This is a genomic window from Ferrimonas futtsuensis DSM 18154 (genome assembly GCF_000422645.1).
Classification (GTDB): Bacteria; Pseudomonadota; Gammaproteobacteria; order Enterobacterales; family Shewanellaceae; genus Ferrimonas; species Ferrimonas futtsuensis.
Genome location: NZ_AUGL01000015.1, coordinates 23323 through 38792 on the forward strand (window position 1 = coordinate 23323; position 15470 = coordinate 38792).

The 15470-nt window shown below is 58.3% G+C and carries 17 protein-coding genes; 4 read left to right on the forward strand and 13 right to left on the reverse strand.

From position 1 onward, the window contains the following. Positions 1 to 59: 59 nt before the first annotated feature. From G505_RS0110780 to G505_RS0110805, 6 genes are all read right to left on the reverse strand, one after another. On the reverse strand, positions 60 to 452 hold the full coding sequence (locus tag G505_RS0110780) for a DUF3224 domain-containing protein (RefSeq protein ID WP_028109561.1): 393 nt from the start codon (positions 450 to 452) through the stop codon (positions 60 to 62). Between the two features lie 219 nt (positions 453 to 671). Continuing rightward, positions 672 to 2996, reverse strand: coding sequence for a M48 family metallopeptidase (locus tag G505_RS0110785; protein ID WP_028109562.1), 2325 nt, complete (start codon positions 2994 to 2996; stop codon positions 672 to 674). A 122-nt stretch (positions 2997 to 3118) separates the two neighbouring features. Continuing rightward, the gene (locus G505_RS0110790; protein WP_028109563.1) at positions 3119 to 4006 is read right to left on the reverse strand and encodes a carboxylate/amino acid/amine transporter; all 888 of its coding nucleotides are present in this window, start codon (positions 4004 to 4006) and stop codon (positions 3119 to 3121) included. A gap of 3 nt (positions 4007 to 4009) precedes the next feature. Continuing rightward, positions 4010 to 4468: an ATP-dependent zinc protease family protein gene (locus tag G505_RS21325; protein WP_051216086.1), complete on the reverse strand. Its 459-nt coding sequence runs from the start codon at positions 4466 to 4468 to the stop codon at positions 4010 to 4012. 47 nt (positions 4469 to 4515) lie between these two features. Beyond that, positions 4516 to 4968, reverse strand: coding sequence for a hypothetical protein (locus G505_RS0110800; protein WP_028109564.1), 453 nt, complete (start codon positions 4966 to 4968; stop codon positions 4516 to 4518). 87 nt (positions 4969 to 5055) lie between these two features. Beyond that, positions 5056 to 5406 (reverse strand): hypothetical protein, encoded by a 351-nt coding sequence (locus G505_RS0110805; protein WP_028109565.1) that lies wholly within the window; start codon positions 5404 to 5406, stop codon positions 5056 to 5058. Positions 5407 to 5579: 173 nt separating this feature from the next. Here G505_RS0110805 and yfcE point away from each other — a divergent pair, with 173 nt between their 5' ends. Further along, complete coding sequence (gene yfcE / locus G505_RS0110810) at positions 5580 to 6155, forward strand: phosphodiesterase (RefSeq protein WP_245568364.1); 576 nt, start codon at positions 5580 to 5582, stop codon at positions 6153 to 6155. Then, the gene (locus tag G505_RS0110815) at positions 6145 to 6717 is read left to right on the forward strand and encodes a VOC family protein (RefSeq protein WP_028109567.1); all 573 of its coding nucleotides are present in this window, start codon (positions 6145 to 6147) and stop codon (positions 6715 to 6717) included. The genes yfcE and G505_RS0110815 overlap by 11 nt, the downstream gene beginning before the upstream one ends. Here G505_RS0110815 and G505_RS0110820 read toward each other — a convergent pair. Then, positions 6708 to 7847: a MalY/PatB family protein gene (locus G505_RS0110820; protein WP_035385326.1), complete on the reverse strand. Its 1140-nt coding sequence runs from the start codon at positions 7845 to 7847 to the stop codon at positions 6708 to 6710. The genes G505_RS0110815 and G505_RS0110820 overlap by 10 nt on opposite strands. A gap of 84 nt (positions 7848 to 7931) precedes the next feature. Here G505_RS0110820 and G505_RS0110825 point away from each other — a divergent pair, with 84 nt between their 5' ends. Further along, the gene (locus tag G505_RS0110825; protein ID WP_211219965.1) at positions 7932 to 8852 is read left to right on the forward strand and encodes a polyprenyl-phosphate transporter; all 921 of its coding nucleotides are present in this window, start codon (positions 7932 to 7934) and stop codon (positions 8850 to 8852) included. A gap of 75 nt (positions 8853 to 8927) precedes the next feature. Here the strand turns inward: G505_RS0110825 and G505_RS0110830 are convergent, their stop codons facing one another. The 4 genes from G505_RS0110830 to G505_RS0110845 all read right to left on the reverse strand — a co-directional run bounded on the left by G505_RS0110830 (position 8928) and on the right by G505_RS0110845 (position 12758). Beyond that, positions 8928 to 9707 carry an SAM-dependent methyltransferase gene (locus G505_RS0110830; RefSeq protein ID WP_028109570.1) on the reverse strand — a complete coding sequence of 260 codons (780 nt, stop codon included), beginning with the start codon at positions 9705 to 9707 and terminating at the stop codon, positions 8928 to 8930. 3 nt (positions 9708 to 9710) lie between these two features. Next, a complete protein-coding gene (locus tag G505_RS0110835; protein ID WP_028109571.1) occupies positions 9711 to 11426 on the reverse strand; it encodes a diguanylate cyclase domain-containing protein in 1716 nt (571 codons plus the stop codon). A 97-nt stretch (positions 11427 to 11523) separates the two neighbouring features. Continuing rightward, the gene (locus G505_RS0110840) at positions 11524 to 11757 is read right to left on the reverse strand and encodes a hypothetical protein (protein ID WP_028109572.1); all 234 of its coding nucleotides are present in this window, start codon (positions 11755 to 11757) and stop codon (positions 11524 to 11526) included. Positions 11758 to 11942: 185 nt separating this feature from the next. Next, positions 11943 to 12758, reverse strand: a complete 816-nt coding sequence (locus G505_RS0110845; protein WP_028109573.1) for a M23 family metallopeptidase — start codon at positions 12756 to 12758, stop codon at positions 11943 to 11945. Positions 12759 to 12840: 82 nt separating this feature from the next. Here G505_RS0110845 and G505_RS0110850 point away from each other — a divergent pair, with 82 nt between their 5' ends. Next, positions 12841 to 14187 carry a dihydroorotase gene (locus G505_RS0110850; protein ID WP_028109574.1) on the forward strand — a complete coding sequence of 449 codons (1347 nt, stop codon included), beginning with the start codon at positions 12841 to 12843 and terminating at the stop codon, positions 14185 to 14187. Positions 14188 to 14260: 73 nt separating this feature from the next. On the opposite strand, the gene G505_RS0110855 is transcribed toward G505_RS0110850, so the two are convergent. Continuing rightward, positions 14261 to 14734: a hypothetical protein gene (locus G505_RS0110855; protein ID WP_157509178.1), complete on the reverse strand. Its 474-nt coding sequence runs from the start codon at positions 14732 to 14734 to the stop codon at positions 14261 to 14263. 12 nt (positions 14735 to 14746) lie between these two features. Beyond that, positions 14747 to 15454 carry an SIMPL domain-containing protein gene (locus tag G505_RS0110860; protein ID WP_028109576.1) on the reverse strand — a complete coding sequence of 236 codons (708 nt, stop codon included), beginning with the start codon at positions 15452 to 15454 and terminating at the stop codon, positions 14747 to 14749. Positions 15455 to 15470 lie beyond the last annotated feature (16 nt).

Sequence of the window (15470 nt, forward strand, 5' to 3'; positions counted from 1 at the left end):
CTTCACCGAAATGTCCTTATCGAGACACCCATCTTTAGAGTGGATGAAAGATGAAATCGCTAGGACTGCTCAAACTCAAAATCGTAGAAGTGCTGACCCTCATCGATGCGGATGGCCATCTTGCCGGATAATCCTGCCAGTTCACCGGTGGCGGAGTTGGGCACCACTTCCAGAATCAGGCGGTCACTGCCGTCGGCCATCACCCCAAAGTGCTGCAACACAAAACTGCCATGCTTACCGGAGAGGGATCCCACCACCTGCTCAATGGCCACGTAACCGGCCGAGCCCTTCACCGGGGTCATCACGCTGAGCATCTCTCCACGGCTGACCGCCGACAGCTCGCCATGAAACACCTTGTCGATGGACATCCGTCCGAGCACCGCTCCGGCCGTGCCCTCTGCATAGCTGTCCATGGGGTCGAGTGTCACATCAAACTGCCCAGAGACCTTCATCGTCTTCTCCCCTGAAATTAACAGCCTGCAGAGTCCCCGGACCCCGCTCAATTCTTGACCTTACTCAGGTAGGTATACAGGGAAAGTCCGACAATTAACAAGTTACATAAGTTACATGGACACCCACTTTATCCAGCAAGTTACATGGACACCCACGTTATCCAGGGCTGAGAATCAAACGGCTGGCAGAGCGTATGCACAGCCGTTCATTGACCTGACTTACAGGGCGCCACCCTGTAACCCCCACCAGATGGTGCCACCCACGACCGCCAGAGAGACCATCAGTCGCATCAAGGTGGGGGCAGCGCCATGAGCCAACTGGAAACGGTTCCACAGGTCCAGTTTTCGCTGCAGCACATGCTCATCTCCCGGCAACAAGTTGGGGTAACTCTCCGGGCCACCACCGGGCACTGGCGCCTCGGGCAGCGGTGTGCCACTGCAATAGTGCTGTTTCACCAACTCTTCAGTTTCGAGCAGGCGATCTATGGCGGCGGAGTAGATCAATCCCATCGCCTGATGATAACCCTCTATGGCTTCCGAGGCCGCCTGGCACCAATCAGGCCAGTTGCCCTTATCCACATCACCCAGGGTAAAGGCTGGGAATTGAGACGCCCAGTCGGTAACCCCAACCACCTCTGCGACGGTCGGCGGCAACTCGATGGCCAGTGCCACCTGGGAAATCTCGCGCATCTTCGCCTGAATCTTCTCGCACACCTTCAGAATGCGCCGCTTCTCGAAATAACCAATCTGACCATCGGCGGTGATCACTTGCCAGGTGTTGGTCAGCAGTGCCAACTCATTGTGGGCAACGGCCCGCAAGTGATCGGTACAGTGCAGCAACTGACTGAGGCTCTTCAGATAATCATGCCAGGCGGGATCCAGCTGCTGCGCCGCCAGCAGGTGTGTCTGGCGGCAGTTGGCATCGTGACGCTTGAGGGAGAACTCCACCTCATTGCGCTCCTTGGCAATCTGCAGCATCACCTTGGGGATCTCATCGCGGGTTATCTCTTTGCCTCGATAGCGAATGATGCCGCCAGAAGGCTCCAGATTGCCCGATGCCAGCGCCTGCAGAGTTTGGCGTTCAACATCCAGTTTGCGGGCGCACTCAAGCTGTCGGGCAATGGCATCCGTGTAGAGCAGGCCAAACGCCTGGTCATTCGCCTGGGTAATTGATGCGGTCTGAAACAGCTCATCCAGGCTGCTGAAGCTTCTGAAGGGCGTACGCGCCAGGTAGGTGCCCCGGTATTTCGGTGAAAACGCGGGGCGGTCGTAACGCTGAGCCAGCACCTGTTCGGCCACCACCTCCTCCAACTCGGCAATCTTGTCTGCCACATAGAGGCCATCACTGATGCGCTCCCGCAGGGCTTGGGCATCCGCAAACACCGACCAGGCTGAGCGGGCGTCAATCTCTGCAGCAATATACTGAGACTTGGCATTGTCCTCGCGATCCCGGTTCGCCGGGTGGGTGGACCACATCTGTGGAGGCAAGGCCATCTCCTTTGAGAAGACCCGGTGCTGGCTGGCATCCTCCCGTTGAGGCAGAGGAACCGAACCGTAAGCGGCGTTATTCAGCACCCGGCCAATGGCGGCAACGGCCTGGCTCTGCAAATCGAAGAGATCATCGATGCGCTTGCCATTTCGCGCCTGACTGGACACCAGATCCACTGTCTCCTGCCAGGCTTCGTCGGCAGACTGAAGCTTGTACAGGGCGTTGACCAGGGCATCACTGCCGGTCACCGACACCGCCACCAGATCGGCGTTGAACTCCATCTCCCTGCTGAGCGCACGTTCGGCGATCACAACCACCCGGAACAGGGTGTCCATGAGGGAGCGAATCGACCAGATCACCAGGGATAGGATCCAGCCAATCCAGGCGACGCGAAGATCCACCCTGGAGATGAATCTCACCACTTTATCCAGCCAGTCTCGCACCGCCACCATGTGGGCGATCACCTGTTGGGCCACATAGACCCAGCGGCCAACCGCCATGGAGCCCTGGGCAAAATGGCCGAACTCATGAGCCAGTACCGCCTTCAGCTCACCCAGATTCAGTACATTCACCAGACCCAGGCCAATCACCAGATTCTTCTTGGTTGGGAAGATGAGGTTGATCAACGACAGGTCGTAGAAAACGGCCGCGTTGACCTCGGGGGTGATGAACACCCTGTGGGGCCTGGGCGCGCCTATCTCATCAGCCAGTGTATGCAAAAACTCGAACAGCACCGGCTCATCCTCAGCCGTCACCTCCTCGCCACCAATGCTGGATGAGCGACGCACGGTAAACAGGGACTTGACCATGAACAGGGTAAGCAGCGCAGCCATGGCAGCAATCAATGCAGCGAAGGGGCCGCCCCCGGACAGGAATGAGACGGCGTTGCCATAGGCAATAAACCCGAAGCAGAACGCCAAGGCAAAATAGACCAGGATGAAGCCCAGCAGACCGGTCATCGCCAGCCAGGCCTGCACTCTGTACCTGGCGTTGGCCTCAGTCAGCCCGTCGGGGACATCTCCCGGGCTCTTCGGATAGTGAAAACTCTGCGGCATGAGGTGCGCTCCCTAAGATCAGAGCAGTTACTCTATGCAAAAAGAGAAGGAAAGTAACCTGAGGTCAATCAGGTTTTTATCAGCGAAAAATCAATTGATTACATAACGAGCTAGGTTGATGGCTATCCAGTCAGTCTCCCCCTGGAGGACGCCTCCACCCGGGGTTTCACCCAGGCCTCGTTGAACCAGAGGGAGAACAGAATCACCGCCCCGCCCGCCAGCAACCTGGGCCAGTCTGGATTCTGCTCCCAGATAAGCAGATTGACCACAAGGCCCGCAGGCACCAGCAGGTTATTCATCGCCGCCAGGGCCCCGGCATCGACCTGGGTCGCCCCCTTATTCCACAGGAAGTAACCTGCCCCAGAGGCCACCACCCCCAGCCACAGCAGCACGCCCCACTGAACCGGTGTCACAGGCAACCTGTCGACATTGCCAAAGATCAGCAGAGCGGGAGTGGCCACCATAAAGGCGCCCAAATAGAACAGGGCGAAAACCTGGTGCTGTGGCAGATCGTGTCCCTCTCTCTCCATCAGCCACTTGTAACTGGCCTGACCGATGGCAAAGCAGAGGTTGGCGCCTTGCACGATCAAAAAGCCCAGCAGGAAGTCATCCTCGACGCCGGTGTACTTGATCACCACCGCGCCGGCCACCGCCAGCACCGCAGTCAACAGGTACCAGGGAGAGAAGCGGCCACAGAGCCAGTCGTACCACAGGGTGACGTAAACCGGGGTGAGTACCGTAAACAGCAGCACCTCGGCCACCGAGAGAAACTCGAAGGCGTGATAGTAAAACGCGTACATGGCCCCCAACTGACAAGCGCCGATGGCCAGCAACTTCAGGGATAGAGCGGGTTTGAGGTGGCGCAGCTTCAACCAGGGCAGCATCACCACCAGCGCCAGCAGCACCCGGAACCACACGGAAAACCAGGGATCGACCTGGCCCGCCAGAAACTGGCCAATCAGGCTAAAGGAGAAGGCCCACAGCAGGGTGACAAATATCAGGTAGGACAAGGGTTACTCCGGGGAGGTGGGCCGATCGACATCCACCAGGTAATAACCACTGAGCCAGTTCCGGCCCAGCAGCAGACGATAGGCCATGTGGCCTCGATTCTTGAGGTTGACCTTGATCGCCCTCTGGGTGCCACGAAAACCCACAGGCAGCAGCACCACATAACGCCTCTCACTGCCCTGGGCAGAACGTACCCTCATGGTGTCCACCACAGGCAGTGTCAGGGTCAGCTGTTCACCGAGATGGTTTTCGGTAACGAATCGTACCTGTTGCTGGTTACCGCTTTGCAATAGGCGCACGTCGGTAGCATGGAGGGAGGAGATGGCGGCGCCGGTATCCACCCTGGCCATAAAGTCGATGGCCCCTGGGCCAAGATGCACCCGCTCGACGGCGGCCACCAGCTCTTTTGCCATGGCGCCACTCCCCCACAGGCTCATCAACAGCAGACAGACAGCGATACGCATCGACATCCTTCCATTGGCAAAAAATCCGTGACTTACACTATAACCTGTCAGGCGCCGGGGATCCGCTCCAGGGCCTCGGTCAGGGCATCAACTACGGTAAAACCGGCCCGCTTCTCGATGTTCAGGTTGTCGAGGCCGATGAGCAGCACCTGTCCCTCGTCCGGGGACAGCGCCTGAGTCATCACCCCCTGTTGATCCAGACACAGTGGCGTGTTGTGCCTGCGCAATTTAGGGAGCATAAACCAGCTCATGACCCAGCCGGGAACATCCCGGGTGTCCACCACCAGTTGCATGGGGGCATCCCCGTCGGGCCACAGGCGCTCAATGGCTTCCATGGCCAGGTGGGAGCCCGCCTTATCGTGGGAAAACAGCAGCAGGCGGGTATCAGCACTCAGTGCGCAGGGCTGGCCGAACTGATCTTCACCGGCCAGGGAAGGCAGGGGATCAGCCGTTAGCGCCAGTGGATAAAACAGAATAGGAATCAAAAATCTGCGAAACATCAGCGCACCGTACAAGCCAGGGGATCACAGCGTAGCGCCGCCACTGATTTATGGCTAGTGGCGCGCACTCAAGGGGTGATCCAGGCATCAGTGCAGTTGGGAGCCCCCCCGCCGTTGCCGGCTGGCACTGACTGCCAGCCTGGGGGCCAGCTCGTCGCAGTCCAGTGACAGCGCCAGTTTGTCATTGTAGAACGCCAGCACCTCCCCCATCACCGAGGCCACCGGCTGGCTCTCCCGCTCGGCCACCCTCACCGCCAGTTCAAGGTCAAAGGCCAGAGCCATGTTGCACTCCCCCAGGGCATTCACCTCATGCTGCTCCAGGTTGGTCAGCAGGCAGAGCCACATATCGGCCACGGCGCCACTGGTCACCTCCTGATCCACCTGGGCGCGGCCCTCCAGTGGTCCTGAATCCAGTGGATGCTTATCGGTACTGCTCATAGGCTCCCTCCTCGCCCTTCAGTTTTAGGGTTGTTCTTTGACGTTACCCCAGCTTGTGGGGAATGAAAACGCAGAAAATCCGCAGTTTTGAGCGAAATTGTTCGAAGAGTTCACAGCCTGAAACCCTTAAGCCGCTCTTGACTGGTCATGTGAACAGGGGGCAGTTACACTCGATGAACCCTACCAAGAATGAAGTCTCACTGATGCTGTTTATCTCTGACATTCACGGTTGCCTGCCGGCCCTGGAGAAGGCTCTAGAATGGGCGGACAAACTGAATTGCCATCACCTGGTGCTGCTGGGTGACATCCTCAATCATGGCCCCCGAAACCCGGTGCCTGAGGGCTACAATCCCCCCAGGGTCGCCGAGCTGCTGAATCAGCATGCCGAGCGGATCCTGGCTGTGCGCGGCAACTGCGACAGCGAAGTAGACCAGATGCTTTGCAGCTTTCCCTTGTTGGCGGATTACTCCAACATGCTGCTGGGCAAAAAACGGGCTTTCATTACCCATGGTCACCTCTGGAACGACAGCAAGCTGCCGCCTCTGGCCACCGGGGACATCATCTGCTTCGGCCACACCCACATCCCCATGGCCCGCTGGCAGGAGGAACGACTGATGTTCAACCCCGGTTCCATTACCCTGCCCAAAGGGGGCTTTGCCCCGAGCCTGGGTCATTTTGATGGTACACTTCTCACTGTCATGGACTTGGACGGCAACACCATAGAGCAGGCGGCCATCGATGAATATTGAACAACTGCTATCCAAACTCCCTGAGTTTGGTCACAACATCACCATGTTCGCCAACCGCCTTGGGCTGGTTAAGGCGGCTCTGGCGGTGGACCATATCGCCTTGAGGGTGACGGAAAAATCGGACGCAGACCACCTGCTGAACCACCTGCGCAAGCGCGGTAAGGTGATCTCGGATAAGGTGATCAACGGCCGACCCATCTATCTGATTGAGCTGGATGATCCGATGAAAGTGGGTGAGTGGGACGTGGAGGTGATCGAGCTGCCCTTCCCCGATGGACGCAAGCGCCCGGATGGCTGGGAGCATATCGAGTTTGTCCTGCCCTGCGGAGCCCAGACAGCGGAACAGATGCTGGCCGAGGTGCGCAAGCTGCCCGTCGTGACCGCCAAATGGCCGGTGATCGCCGATGGCACCCTGGACATCGAGGTGAAAACCAGTGGTTCCAAGGCGGATGACGAGCCGTTGGCCAATCCTACGGTGTCATTCAAACAGGGGCCGCTGACCATTAAGCTGCACCCCTTCGACATCCGTGAAGTGATAGGACATCGCGCGCCTCAGGCGTGATCCCTATACTCTGACAGCGCCCTGACCATACGGTCCAGGGCCTGTTCGAGAGTCTGTGCCGGACAGGCAAAATTAAGCCTGACAAACCCCGGCGCACCAAATTCGCTGCCACAGGACAGCCCCACCCCATACCGGGTAAACACCTTGGAGGGCTCCTCCTCCCACCCCAGGCCGCGGCAATCTATCCAGGCAAGGTAGGTGGCTTCCGGCTGCATCAGGCTGATCCCCTCGATGCCCCCCAGACGCGACTCAATTCGCCCCCAGTTCTCTCCCAGATAGCTTGTCAGCTCCTCCAGCCAGGGGGCACAACTTTCAAACGCCGCTTCCATGGCGACCGCCGCCAATACGTTGTGAGTGGCACAGCGGCCTGCCAGGGTGCCTTTGAGGCGTCGACGAAGCTCTGCTTGTTTCACCAGGGCGAAGGCGATGGGCAATCCCGCCAGGTTGAAACTCTTGCCGGCGGAGATCAGGGTGATCACCGCGTCCTCTTCACCAGCCAGCTCCGAAAGGGAGTGATGACGGTGACCGGGCAGAATCAGATCACCATGGATCTCATCGCTCACCAGCAACAGTTGATGACGCCGGGCGAGCTCCAGCAGCGCCTCCAGTTCAGGCTGTCGCCAGATGGTGCCTCCGGGGTTGTGGGGATTACACAGGAGCAGGGCCTGCATCCCCTCCTTGGCCGCCTGTTCAATCTGTTCCAGAGGCATCTGATAGCGCCCCCCTTGCAGAGGCATCTCGAAGGCCCGACCTTGGATCCCCAGGTTTTGGGCGACCTGGCGGATCGGTGGATAAACAGGAGAAAAGAAGCCGATGTCGGTGCACGCCATCGCTTCGATGGCAAAATTGAGACCGGGCACCACCGCAGGCAGGGTCACCAGCTGTGACGGGGTGGCCTGCACCTGCCAGCGCTCCTCCAGCCAGCGACACAGGATCTGCTTGGTGCTCTGGGACAGCACCCCATAACCGAAGATGTCGTGCTCCAGCCTCTGCTTCAGTGCCCGGGTCACCTCGGCCGGGATGGCGAAATCCATGTCCGCCACCCACAGAGGCAGCACGTCTGCGCCCTGATACTTTTGCCACTTGAGGCTGTCGCTTCGACGCCTGTCGATCAATCTTTCGAAACTCATGGGCCTCTTCGCTCTCCCGATACACGACTTTTCCACATACTCGCCCTATAATGCCGACAAACTCAATCAGATACAGCGTTCTTAATGAGATTGGACTTTAAAACCTTCCTGAAAGGGATGGCCATGGGCGCCGCCGATGTGGTGCCTGGCGTTTCCGGCGGCACCATCGCCTTTATCACCGGCATCTATGATCTGCTGCTGGAGAGCATCCGCCGCATCAACCCCAGGCTGATTGGCATGATCCGCCGGGACGGTTTCAAGGCGGCCTGGACCCACGTCAATGCCACCTTCCTGATCACCCTGATGGCAGGCATTGGCCTCTCCATTGCCAGTCTGGCCAAGGTGATCTCCTATCTGCTCACCGACCACCCGATCGCCATCTGGAGTTTCTTCTTTGGACTGATTCTGGTGTCCATTCTCCATATCGGCAAGCAGATTGGCCGCTGGGGGCCCGCTCAGATGGTCTCCCTGGCGGTGGGGGTAGGCCTGGCCTGGTTCATCTCAGTGGCCAGTCCCCTGGCGCTGGACCCCACACCGGTGAACATCCTGCTGGGTGGCATGATTGCCATCTGCGCCATGATCCTGCCTGGCATTTCCGGTAGCTTTATCCTGCTGCTGTTGGGCCTCTACGGCCCGGTTCTGGGCGCGGTCAACGAGCGCGATCTTGTCATCATCGCCATCTTCCTGAGCGGTACCGTGCTGGGGCTTCTGAGCTTCTCCCATGTGCTCTCCTTCCTGTTGCGCACGTTTCATACCCAGACGCTGGCGTTTCTCACCGGTCTGCTGATCGGTACCCTGGGCAAAATCTGGCCCTGGAAGCAGACCCTCACCTGGCGCACCAACTCCAAGGGTGACCAGGTGCCGCTGCTACAGGAGAACCTGCTGCCCAGTCAGTTTGAGCAGATCACCGGAGAGTCCAACCAGTTGATGCTGGCGCTGGCGTGTGCCGTGTTGGGCTTTGTACTGGTGGTGGTGCTGGAGAAGATGGGCGAGCACAAGGCCTGACACGGCTCGATTCACCCCAAAAGAAGCCCGGGTCACTCCCGGGCTTTTTTATCTCTCGGTGCGGCGAGCAGAGAATCAGTTCTGCAGCTGATCCGGGTCGAGAAACTCCTCGTCCACCTCAAGCCCCTTGCAGGGTCGAAGCACGGCAGTGGTCCAGGGGTTGAGATGGGCTTCGGCCAGGTCCTTAAGCTCGATCCACTCCTGGCGTCCCTTATGCAGAGCCGTGATGCCCGCTTCATACAGACACACAGGGTGGTCCGCCGGATACCAGCGCCTGAGCTTGTCCACCAGCCTCTGACGCTCCTGTTTTTGACTGCGTTGAATGGTGGTGAAGGTGGTGTCGCCGGCAATGGAGACCTGCCAGAGCACCAGGTGGCACTGAAGCATGGGTTGCAGCTTGTAGAACAGAAACTGACTCGCTTCCACGTGACAGATCCCCGGCTCGGCGGGATCCAGGTTCAGGTCGGCGTAGATGCAGGCATCGGCGCCGATGCCCGGGTGCATGGTGACCGGCAAAGCCAGCTCCTGCAGCTGTTCAATACAGAATTTGGGCACCACGGCAAAGACGCGGGGATGACCATAGAGGGCCATCACCACCCTCTCACCGGCGGCCACGGCGCTGACCACTTCATCGGCCATGGCGTGGTATGCCCTTGGCCTGTCCTCCTGCTCCGTGTAATGGCGGTGCAGTGAGTGGCTATTGGGGTTAAGCTGGTCCATGTACTCCTGTGCCACCGGGTGAGTGACATGATGGAATACCCTATCGGCATTGCGGATCAGGCTTTCGGTGAACATGGTGGTGTGGCGGGGGATATTGATGCCCAGCCCTACGATGTCTAAACGTCCCTGTTTCATCTTTTAGCTTCCCTCGAATACAAACACTTGGTTACCGCCTCCTTGGCGGCCCTCATCCAAAGCCTTGTCGGCCTTGAGCACCAGCTCGCTCAGATCGCGCTGGCGACTGTAACCACACACCCCAAGGGTGGCGGTGATGCCCCGTTTGAGATCCATCTCATCGGTCGGCAATGATTCAATACAAGTGCGAATCTGCTCTGCCAGCGTCGCCGCGGCGGGGCGCGACAAGTCTGGCAGCAGCAGGGCTATCTGATTTCCGCCGGTACGACCCAGCATGGCGGTCTCGGGCTTGATCGCCTTAATCTCGGCAGCCACTCTCTGCAACACGCCGTCCCCCACACTGTAACCATGCTCCAGGTTCAGGCCTCTGAGCTCATCAATCCTCAGCAGAATGACCGACGCCGGGGTGGCCGGATCGAGGCTGGCGCATCGGCGCTCGGCGCTTTGCAACCAGAACCAGCGACTGAACAATCCGGTAAGGCCATCAAAATGGGCAAGATCTTTATACAACTTACGACTACGCCCCATGCGACGATTCACCAGGGCCATGCCCACAATGCCAAAGGCGATGGCGGCACTGACGGCGATGAACCCCTTACTGCGGGCCCGCTCCTCCTCCAACTCCGCCTCATGGGCCTTCTGCAGCGCCTGGGCCTCTTTTACCTGGGCCTGGTGTTGCAATGAATCCATCTGAATTTTCTGAACAGCCAGGGTGATGTTGTTGTTCTTCTCGGCCGCTTCCTGCTGTGCCTTCAGCGCTTTTCGATAATGCTTGGCCGCCTGTTCGAAGCGCCCCAGTGCCAGGTCCACTTCCGCCTGCAGAGACTCAAAATTCTCCTGCATCGCCGGAGTCTCGGTACCACTGAAGCGGCCGAAGAACTCTTCGATCACCTGTTGTGCCTCCTGGTAGCGCTCCAGGGTCACCAATACCTTGGCCTTGTTGTAGAACAAGGCGCCCAGATTAAGTTCGATGTTGCCCTTCAGCTGCATCTCCCAGGCGCGATTCAGAAGAGTCAGCGCCCGCTCATTGTTGCCGATCTCCAGGTCGGCCTGGGCCTGCTGAATCAGGGCGGCAATCACCATGTAGATGTTATCGAGATTCAGACAGACCTCATTGGCCAGGGCGTGAGCCCATTCGATCTCCTCCCGATTGCCCCGCATCTGGTGGATGTTGAGGACCACCATGGTGTTCAGACAATCGAAAGAGGGGTCCCCTTGATAGGTGGCCTTGGCCCGCTCCGCATAGAACAGCGCCTGCTCCGGATCGCCAATGCTGATGTAGACATTGGCCACCGACATAAGAATGTCGGCCTTACGCTGATTGTTTTCAACCTTGTCTAGGTATTTCAGCGCCTTAAGATAAAGTCCAAAGGCCTCTACCTCCTCCATCAGATGGTGGGAGGCGATGGCCTGCAATTTGAGGTTGTACACCAATTCACCGTAGAGCCCCAACTCCTCGGCACACTCCGCTGCGCGCTTGGAACGGCGAAGCGCATTGTGGTTCTCCCCCAGCCCGAGATGGCTTAAGGCCGCCAGTTGCAGGGTTTTGCACAGCTGCTGTGGTTTTAGGTAGTTGAAGCGTTCGAGCAACTTCTCCGCCTGCTTCAGTGCCAGAGTTGGCTGCTGACGGGACATCTGTTCCAGCTCCACGATTTTCGCCTCGGTCGAGCCGGGTTCGGGGGGGGCTACTGCCTCATCAGCAATGGCCAGGGTCGACATCAGAAGGGTCAGAAGAAGAGAAAAAAGCTGCAATGGCATGGTCCACTCGCTGGAACAGAATATTGGGGGAGCAACTCCCCCAATAAAATCGCTTAGGTCAGCCCTGTTTACCGGCACCCATTGAGGGCAGAGTAATCCAGGTTACCCAGGTGGTAGAGAAGGGAATGGTCTTATCATCATCCCCATCTTCGCTCAGCTGAAGAATCTGGTCGCGGCTATTCTGGTCGAGCTTCAACTCTTCGCATACCAGCTCGGGAGAAACAGCAAAACGCTCGGCCAAGTCCGCATCCAAGCCCAGTTTAATCAATAGCTTCTGTGCTTCATTAGTCATCACACTCTCCTTGTGTAATCAGGGTAAGGGTAGGTTTATCGGAGCAACATCATCGAATTTGTTGAAATAAATCAATCCGAATTGCCACCGAGCCCAGATAGATTCACTGGCTACTCCGAATCTTGGATGCTAGCAGGAGAGCACAGATGCCACAACCGCTAAGATGTAACATCTGTAGAAAAAAATCAGGGATTTTCAGCCATTTCTGGGACCAACAACTGAGGGTCCAGACGCTGCCCAAACCAGTTGATGCGCCAATCCAGGTGGGGACCGGTGACCCGTCCTGTGGCACCGACTTCCGCCACCTCCTGCCCCTGGCGTACTTCATCCCCAGGCTTCACCAGCAAGCGGGACAGGTGCAGAAAAGAGGAGGAGACACCATAGCCATGGTCGATGATCAGGGTGCCGCCCGAGTAGAACATATCTGGCACCGCCAGGGTGATGACACCGTCCGCCGGCGCCACCACCCGGGTGCCTGTGGCCGCCGCCACATCCACACCGAAGTGGGGACGCTTGGGCACACCATTGTATACCCTCTGGCTGCCATAGACGCCGGTGATGGGGCCGGTCAGGGGCCAGATAAAAGTCTGCTGCCAGTCGACACGGCCCGAGTCCACCGCCCTGGCCTTCTTCACCTGAGCGCTGTCCTGACGGGCGCGGGCTATGTCTTCCGGCTTGGGTTCCATGATCCGCTTGGCGATCCCTTCGATTCGCTGAATCCGATAGGTGCGTTTGGTCAGGGTAAGGGGAAACTCGGTGGCTTCACCACTGGCTGACGTCACCACCACCTTGTGTTCCAGATCGGCATCCCGGCCAAAACCAAACACCAGGTTACCCTCGACATCGGCTCGAACCGGTTGGCCATTCAGGGTGACCTGACTGCCCGGTTCCACCTTGGCCCGAACCAGAGATCCCTGGGTCAGAGGGTCCCTCAGTTCCAGGGCTGACGCATGAGAAAGAGTAAAAAGAGAAAAGAAAACAAGGCTCAAACTGCGGAACATGTCACATCCTTATAGGCGAAGGGAGATCCAATCCGCTATTATAGGCGGCGTCTGTACCCAAACAAGAGCATAAGAGCGGCCCATGAGTATCACACTGATTAAACGCGCCACCCTGCTGAACGAAGGGATCCGTCAACAGGGCGATCTGCTGATCGCCGACGGTCGCATCCAGAAGATCGCCCCGGAGATCGACGCACCGCAAGGCGCGCAGATCGTCGAAGCACAAGGCAAACTGCTTATCCCCGGCATGATTGATGATCAGGTTCACTTCCGCGAGCCCGGTCTGACCCATAAGGGCAATATCCTCTCCGAATCCCGTGCGGCGGTGGCCGGCGGCATCACCAGCTTTATGGAGATGCCCAACGTCAACCCACAGACCACCAACGCCGACGCCCTGGAGGCCAAATACGCCCGCGCCGCCGAGGTGTCCGTGGCCAACTACGCCTTCTACCTGGGCGCCACCAACGACAACCTGGAAGACATTCGCAACCTGGACCCACAGGCGGCCTGTGGCATCAAGATCTTCATGGGGGCTTCTACCGGCAACATGCTGGTGGACAATCGCGACACCCTGGAGGCGATCTTTGCCAGTGCCAAGGTGCCTGTGGTCACTCATTGCGAAGACACCCCGATGATCGATGCCAATGAGGAAGCCGCCAGAGCCAAGTATGGGGAAGCGGTGCCCATGAAGCTTCATGGGGAGATCCGCTCGCGGGAAGCCTGCATCAAATCCACCAAGATGGCCATTGAGCTGGCTAAAGCCCACGGCACTCGCCTGCACGTACTGCACATCACCACGGCGGACGAACTGGCCCTGTTTGAAGCCCACAAGAGCCTGGACAGCTTATCCAAGGCCAACATCACCGCCGAAGCCTGCGTTCATCACCTGTTCTTCAGCGACAGGGATTACGACACCCTGGGAGCCCAGATCAAGTGCAACCCCTCGGTGAAAACCGAGCGTGACCGTCAGGCGTTGCTGGATGCGGTCAAGCGCGACGTTATTGATGTCATCGCCACCGACCACGCCCCCCACACCTGGGAAGAGAAGCAGAACACCTACTTCAAGGCGCCATCCGGCGTTCCTCTGGTGCAACATGCCCTGCTCTCCCTGCTGGAGCATGTCCATGATGGTGTGCTGAGCCTGGAGTCGGTGGTTCAAAAAACCAGTCATGCGGTGGCCGAGCGCTTCAACCTGAAAGAGCGTGGCTATCTGCGCGAGGGCTACCACGCCGACCTGGTGTTGATTGATCTGGAGAAGCCCTATCCGGTCAGCAAGGACAACCTGCTCTACAAGTGCCAATGGAGCCCGTTCGAAGGCTACACCTTCCGCTCCACCATTGCCGCCACCTGGGTCGGCGGCATCAAGGCCTACGACGGTCAGGAGGTGATCTCCGAACCCGTGGGTCAGAGGCTGAGCTTCGACCGATAAAATACCAATTGCAGTTGGTATGAGTAAAAAAACGCCGGGCAATGCCCGGCGTTTCTTTTGGTTTCAGCAAGGCTCAGAGCTTGAGCCCGGCTTCCATCCCCTTGTTCTCAGCCACCGCCCGAGGGGCATCTTCATGGTGCCACATGCCATTTTCCGGGTAGGGCTTGAGTTCAGCCCGACCGGCGGTGTGACTCAATTGCTGTTGCAGCTCGGTCCACACCTGCTTGGAGTGCGGGGTCAGGCGAAAGTGATACTCATACTCCGGATGACGGAACATCAGAATGCCTTTGAGTGCGGGCAGGTAGCTCTTAGAAGCGTACTCCATAGAGAGCACCACCTGTTGCTCCTCACCCATCTCATCGGTGTAGATCACCGTTGACACCACTGGACCCGCCAGATGTTTGCCTACAGGGACCTTAAAGCAAAGCTCGAACTCGTCCGCACTCACCCCCTCCACAACCCTGTGGGCATCCAGAGTTTGCGGAACATAGGGCGCGGACGCGCAACCGGTCAGGGCCAGCACGAATGCTAATACAATAATTCTCATGGCTCCCCTCCCCTAATCGACCAGATAGTATTCAACTGTGGACACCACTCTAACTTTTTTACGGTGTGGTGTTGTTGAATCCCGGTCACGAATTGAGAAAATCCCCTGTTGTGCACGGCGAATTTTACCCAGTTTGCTTTGCGAGTCCTCTGCAAAGCGCTGAGCAACCTCCCGGGCATTGCGGGTGGCCTGCTCAATCATGGCGGGCTTGAGATCATTGAGGCCGGTAAACATAAACTCGGTGCGTGCGTTGTAGTCCTCCGACGAAAGGTTCACTCCCTGCTTGGCCAGAGTAAACAGCTGTTGACGCCCCCCCAGGACCAAATCCACCTTGTCGGTGTAGATGGTCAGGGTCATGCTGCCGCTGTACCTCAGCGGCGAGCTCTCGGGGCCATAGCTTTGTGCCAGCTTGTCGGTGACGCTGGGCGTGCTCAAAGTGATCTCCCCGTCACTGAACCCCTGCAGCAACAGAAAGGCCCTCACCTGCTCTGCCTGGCGCTCCAGAGCGTCGTACACCTCAGACAAATCATTGTCGGCGGCGGAGAACTTCACCGGCCAGATGGCGATGTTGGCCGCCACCTCCTGCTCCGCCAGCCCCTTCACCACCACGGTGCGATCCAGTAACTTAAATTTCTGTATCCCTTGACTCAAAATGGCCGCTGCTAGGGCCATAGCTACCGCAAGAGAGATGCCTAGGATCAATGAGGATCGATTGGACATCCCTAGCCTCCAAAGT

Excerpts from the sequence above, each read along its gene's own strand:
- G505_RS0110800 (WP_028109564.1), bottom strand. The coding sequence starts at position 4,968 with ATGTTTCGCAGATTTTTGATTCCTATTCTGTTTTATCCACTGGCGCTA.
- G505_RS0110835 (WP_028109571.1), bottom strand. The coding sequence starts at position 11,426 with ATGTCGACCCTGGCCATTGCTGATGAGGCAGTAGCCCCCCCCGAACCC.
- G505_RS0110785 (WP_028109562.1), bottom strand. The coding sequence starts at position 2,996 with ATGCCGCAGAGTTTTCACTATCCGAAGAGCCCGGGAGATGTCCCCGAC.
- G505_RS0110830 (WP_028109570.1), bottom strand. The coding sequence starts at position 9,707 with ATGAAACAGGGACGTTTAGACATCGTAGGGCTGGGCATCAATATCCCC.
- G505_RS0110780 (WP_028109561.1), bottom strand. The coding sequence starts at position 452 with ATGAAGGTCTCTGGGCAGTTTGATGTGACACTCGACCCCATGGACAGC.
- G505_RS21325 (WP_051216086.1), bottom strand. The coding sequence starts at position 4,468 with ATGCGTATCGCTGTCTGTCTGCTGTTGATGAGCCTGTGGGGGAGTGGC.
- G505_RS0110860 (WP_028109576.1), bottom strand. The coding sequence starts at position 15,454 with ATGTCCAATCGATCCTCATTGATCCTAGGCATCTCTCTTGCGGTAGCT.
- G505_RS0110805 (WP_028109565.1), bottom strand. The coding sequence starts at position 5,406 with ATGAGCAGTACCGATAAGCATCCACTGGATTCAGGACCACTGGAGGGC.
- G505_RS0110820 (WP_035385326.1), bottom strand. The coding sequence starts at position 7,847 with ATGAGTTTCGAAAGATTGATCGACAGGCGTCGAAGCGACAGCCTCAAG.
- G505_RS0110850 (WP_028109574.1), top strand. The coding sequence starts at position 12,841 with ATGAGTATCACACTGATTAAACGCGCCACCCTGCTGAACGAAGGGATC.
- G505_RS0110845 (WP_028109573.1), bottom strand. The coding sequence starts at position 12,758 with ATGTTCCGCAGTTTGAGCCTTGTTTTCTTTTCTCTTTTTACTCTTTCT.
- yfcE (WP_245568364.1), top strand. The coding sequence starts at position 5,580 with ATGAACCCTACCAAGAATGAAGTCTCACTGATGCTGTTTATCTCTGAC.
- G505_RS0110840 (WP_028109572.1), bottom strand. The coding sequence starts at position 11,757 with ATGACTAATGAAGCACAGAAGCTATTGATTAAACTGGGCTTGGATGCG.
- G505_RS0110855 (WP_157509178.1), bottom strand. The coding sequence starts at position 14,734 with ATGAGAATTATTGTATTAGCATTCGTGCTGGCCCTGACCGGTTGCGCG.
- G505_RS0110825 (WP_211219965.1), top strand. The coding sequence starts at position 7,932 with ATGAGATTGGACTTTAAAACCTTCCTGAAAGGGATGGCCATGGGCGCC.
- G505_RS0110815 (WP_028109567.1), top strand. The coding sequence starts at position 6,145 with ATGAATATTGAACAACTGCTATCCAAACTCCCTGAGTTTGGTCACAAC.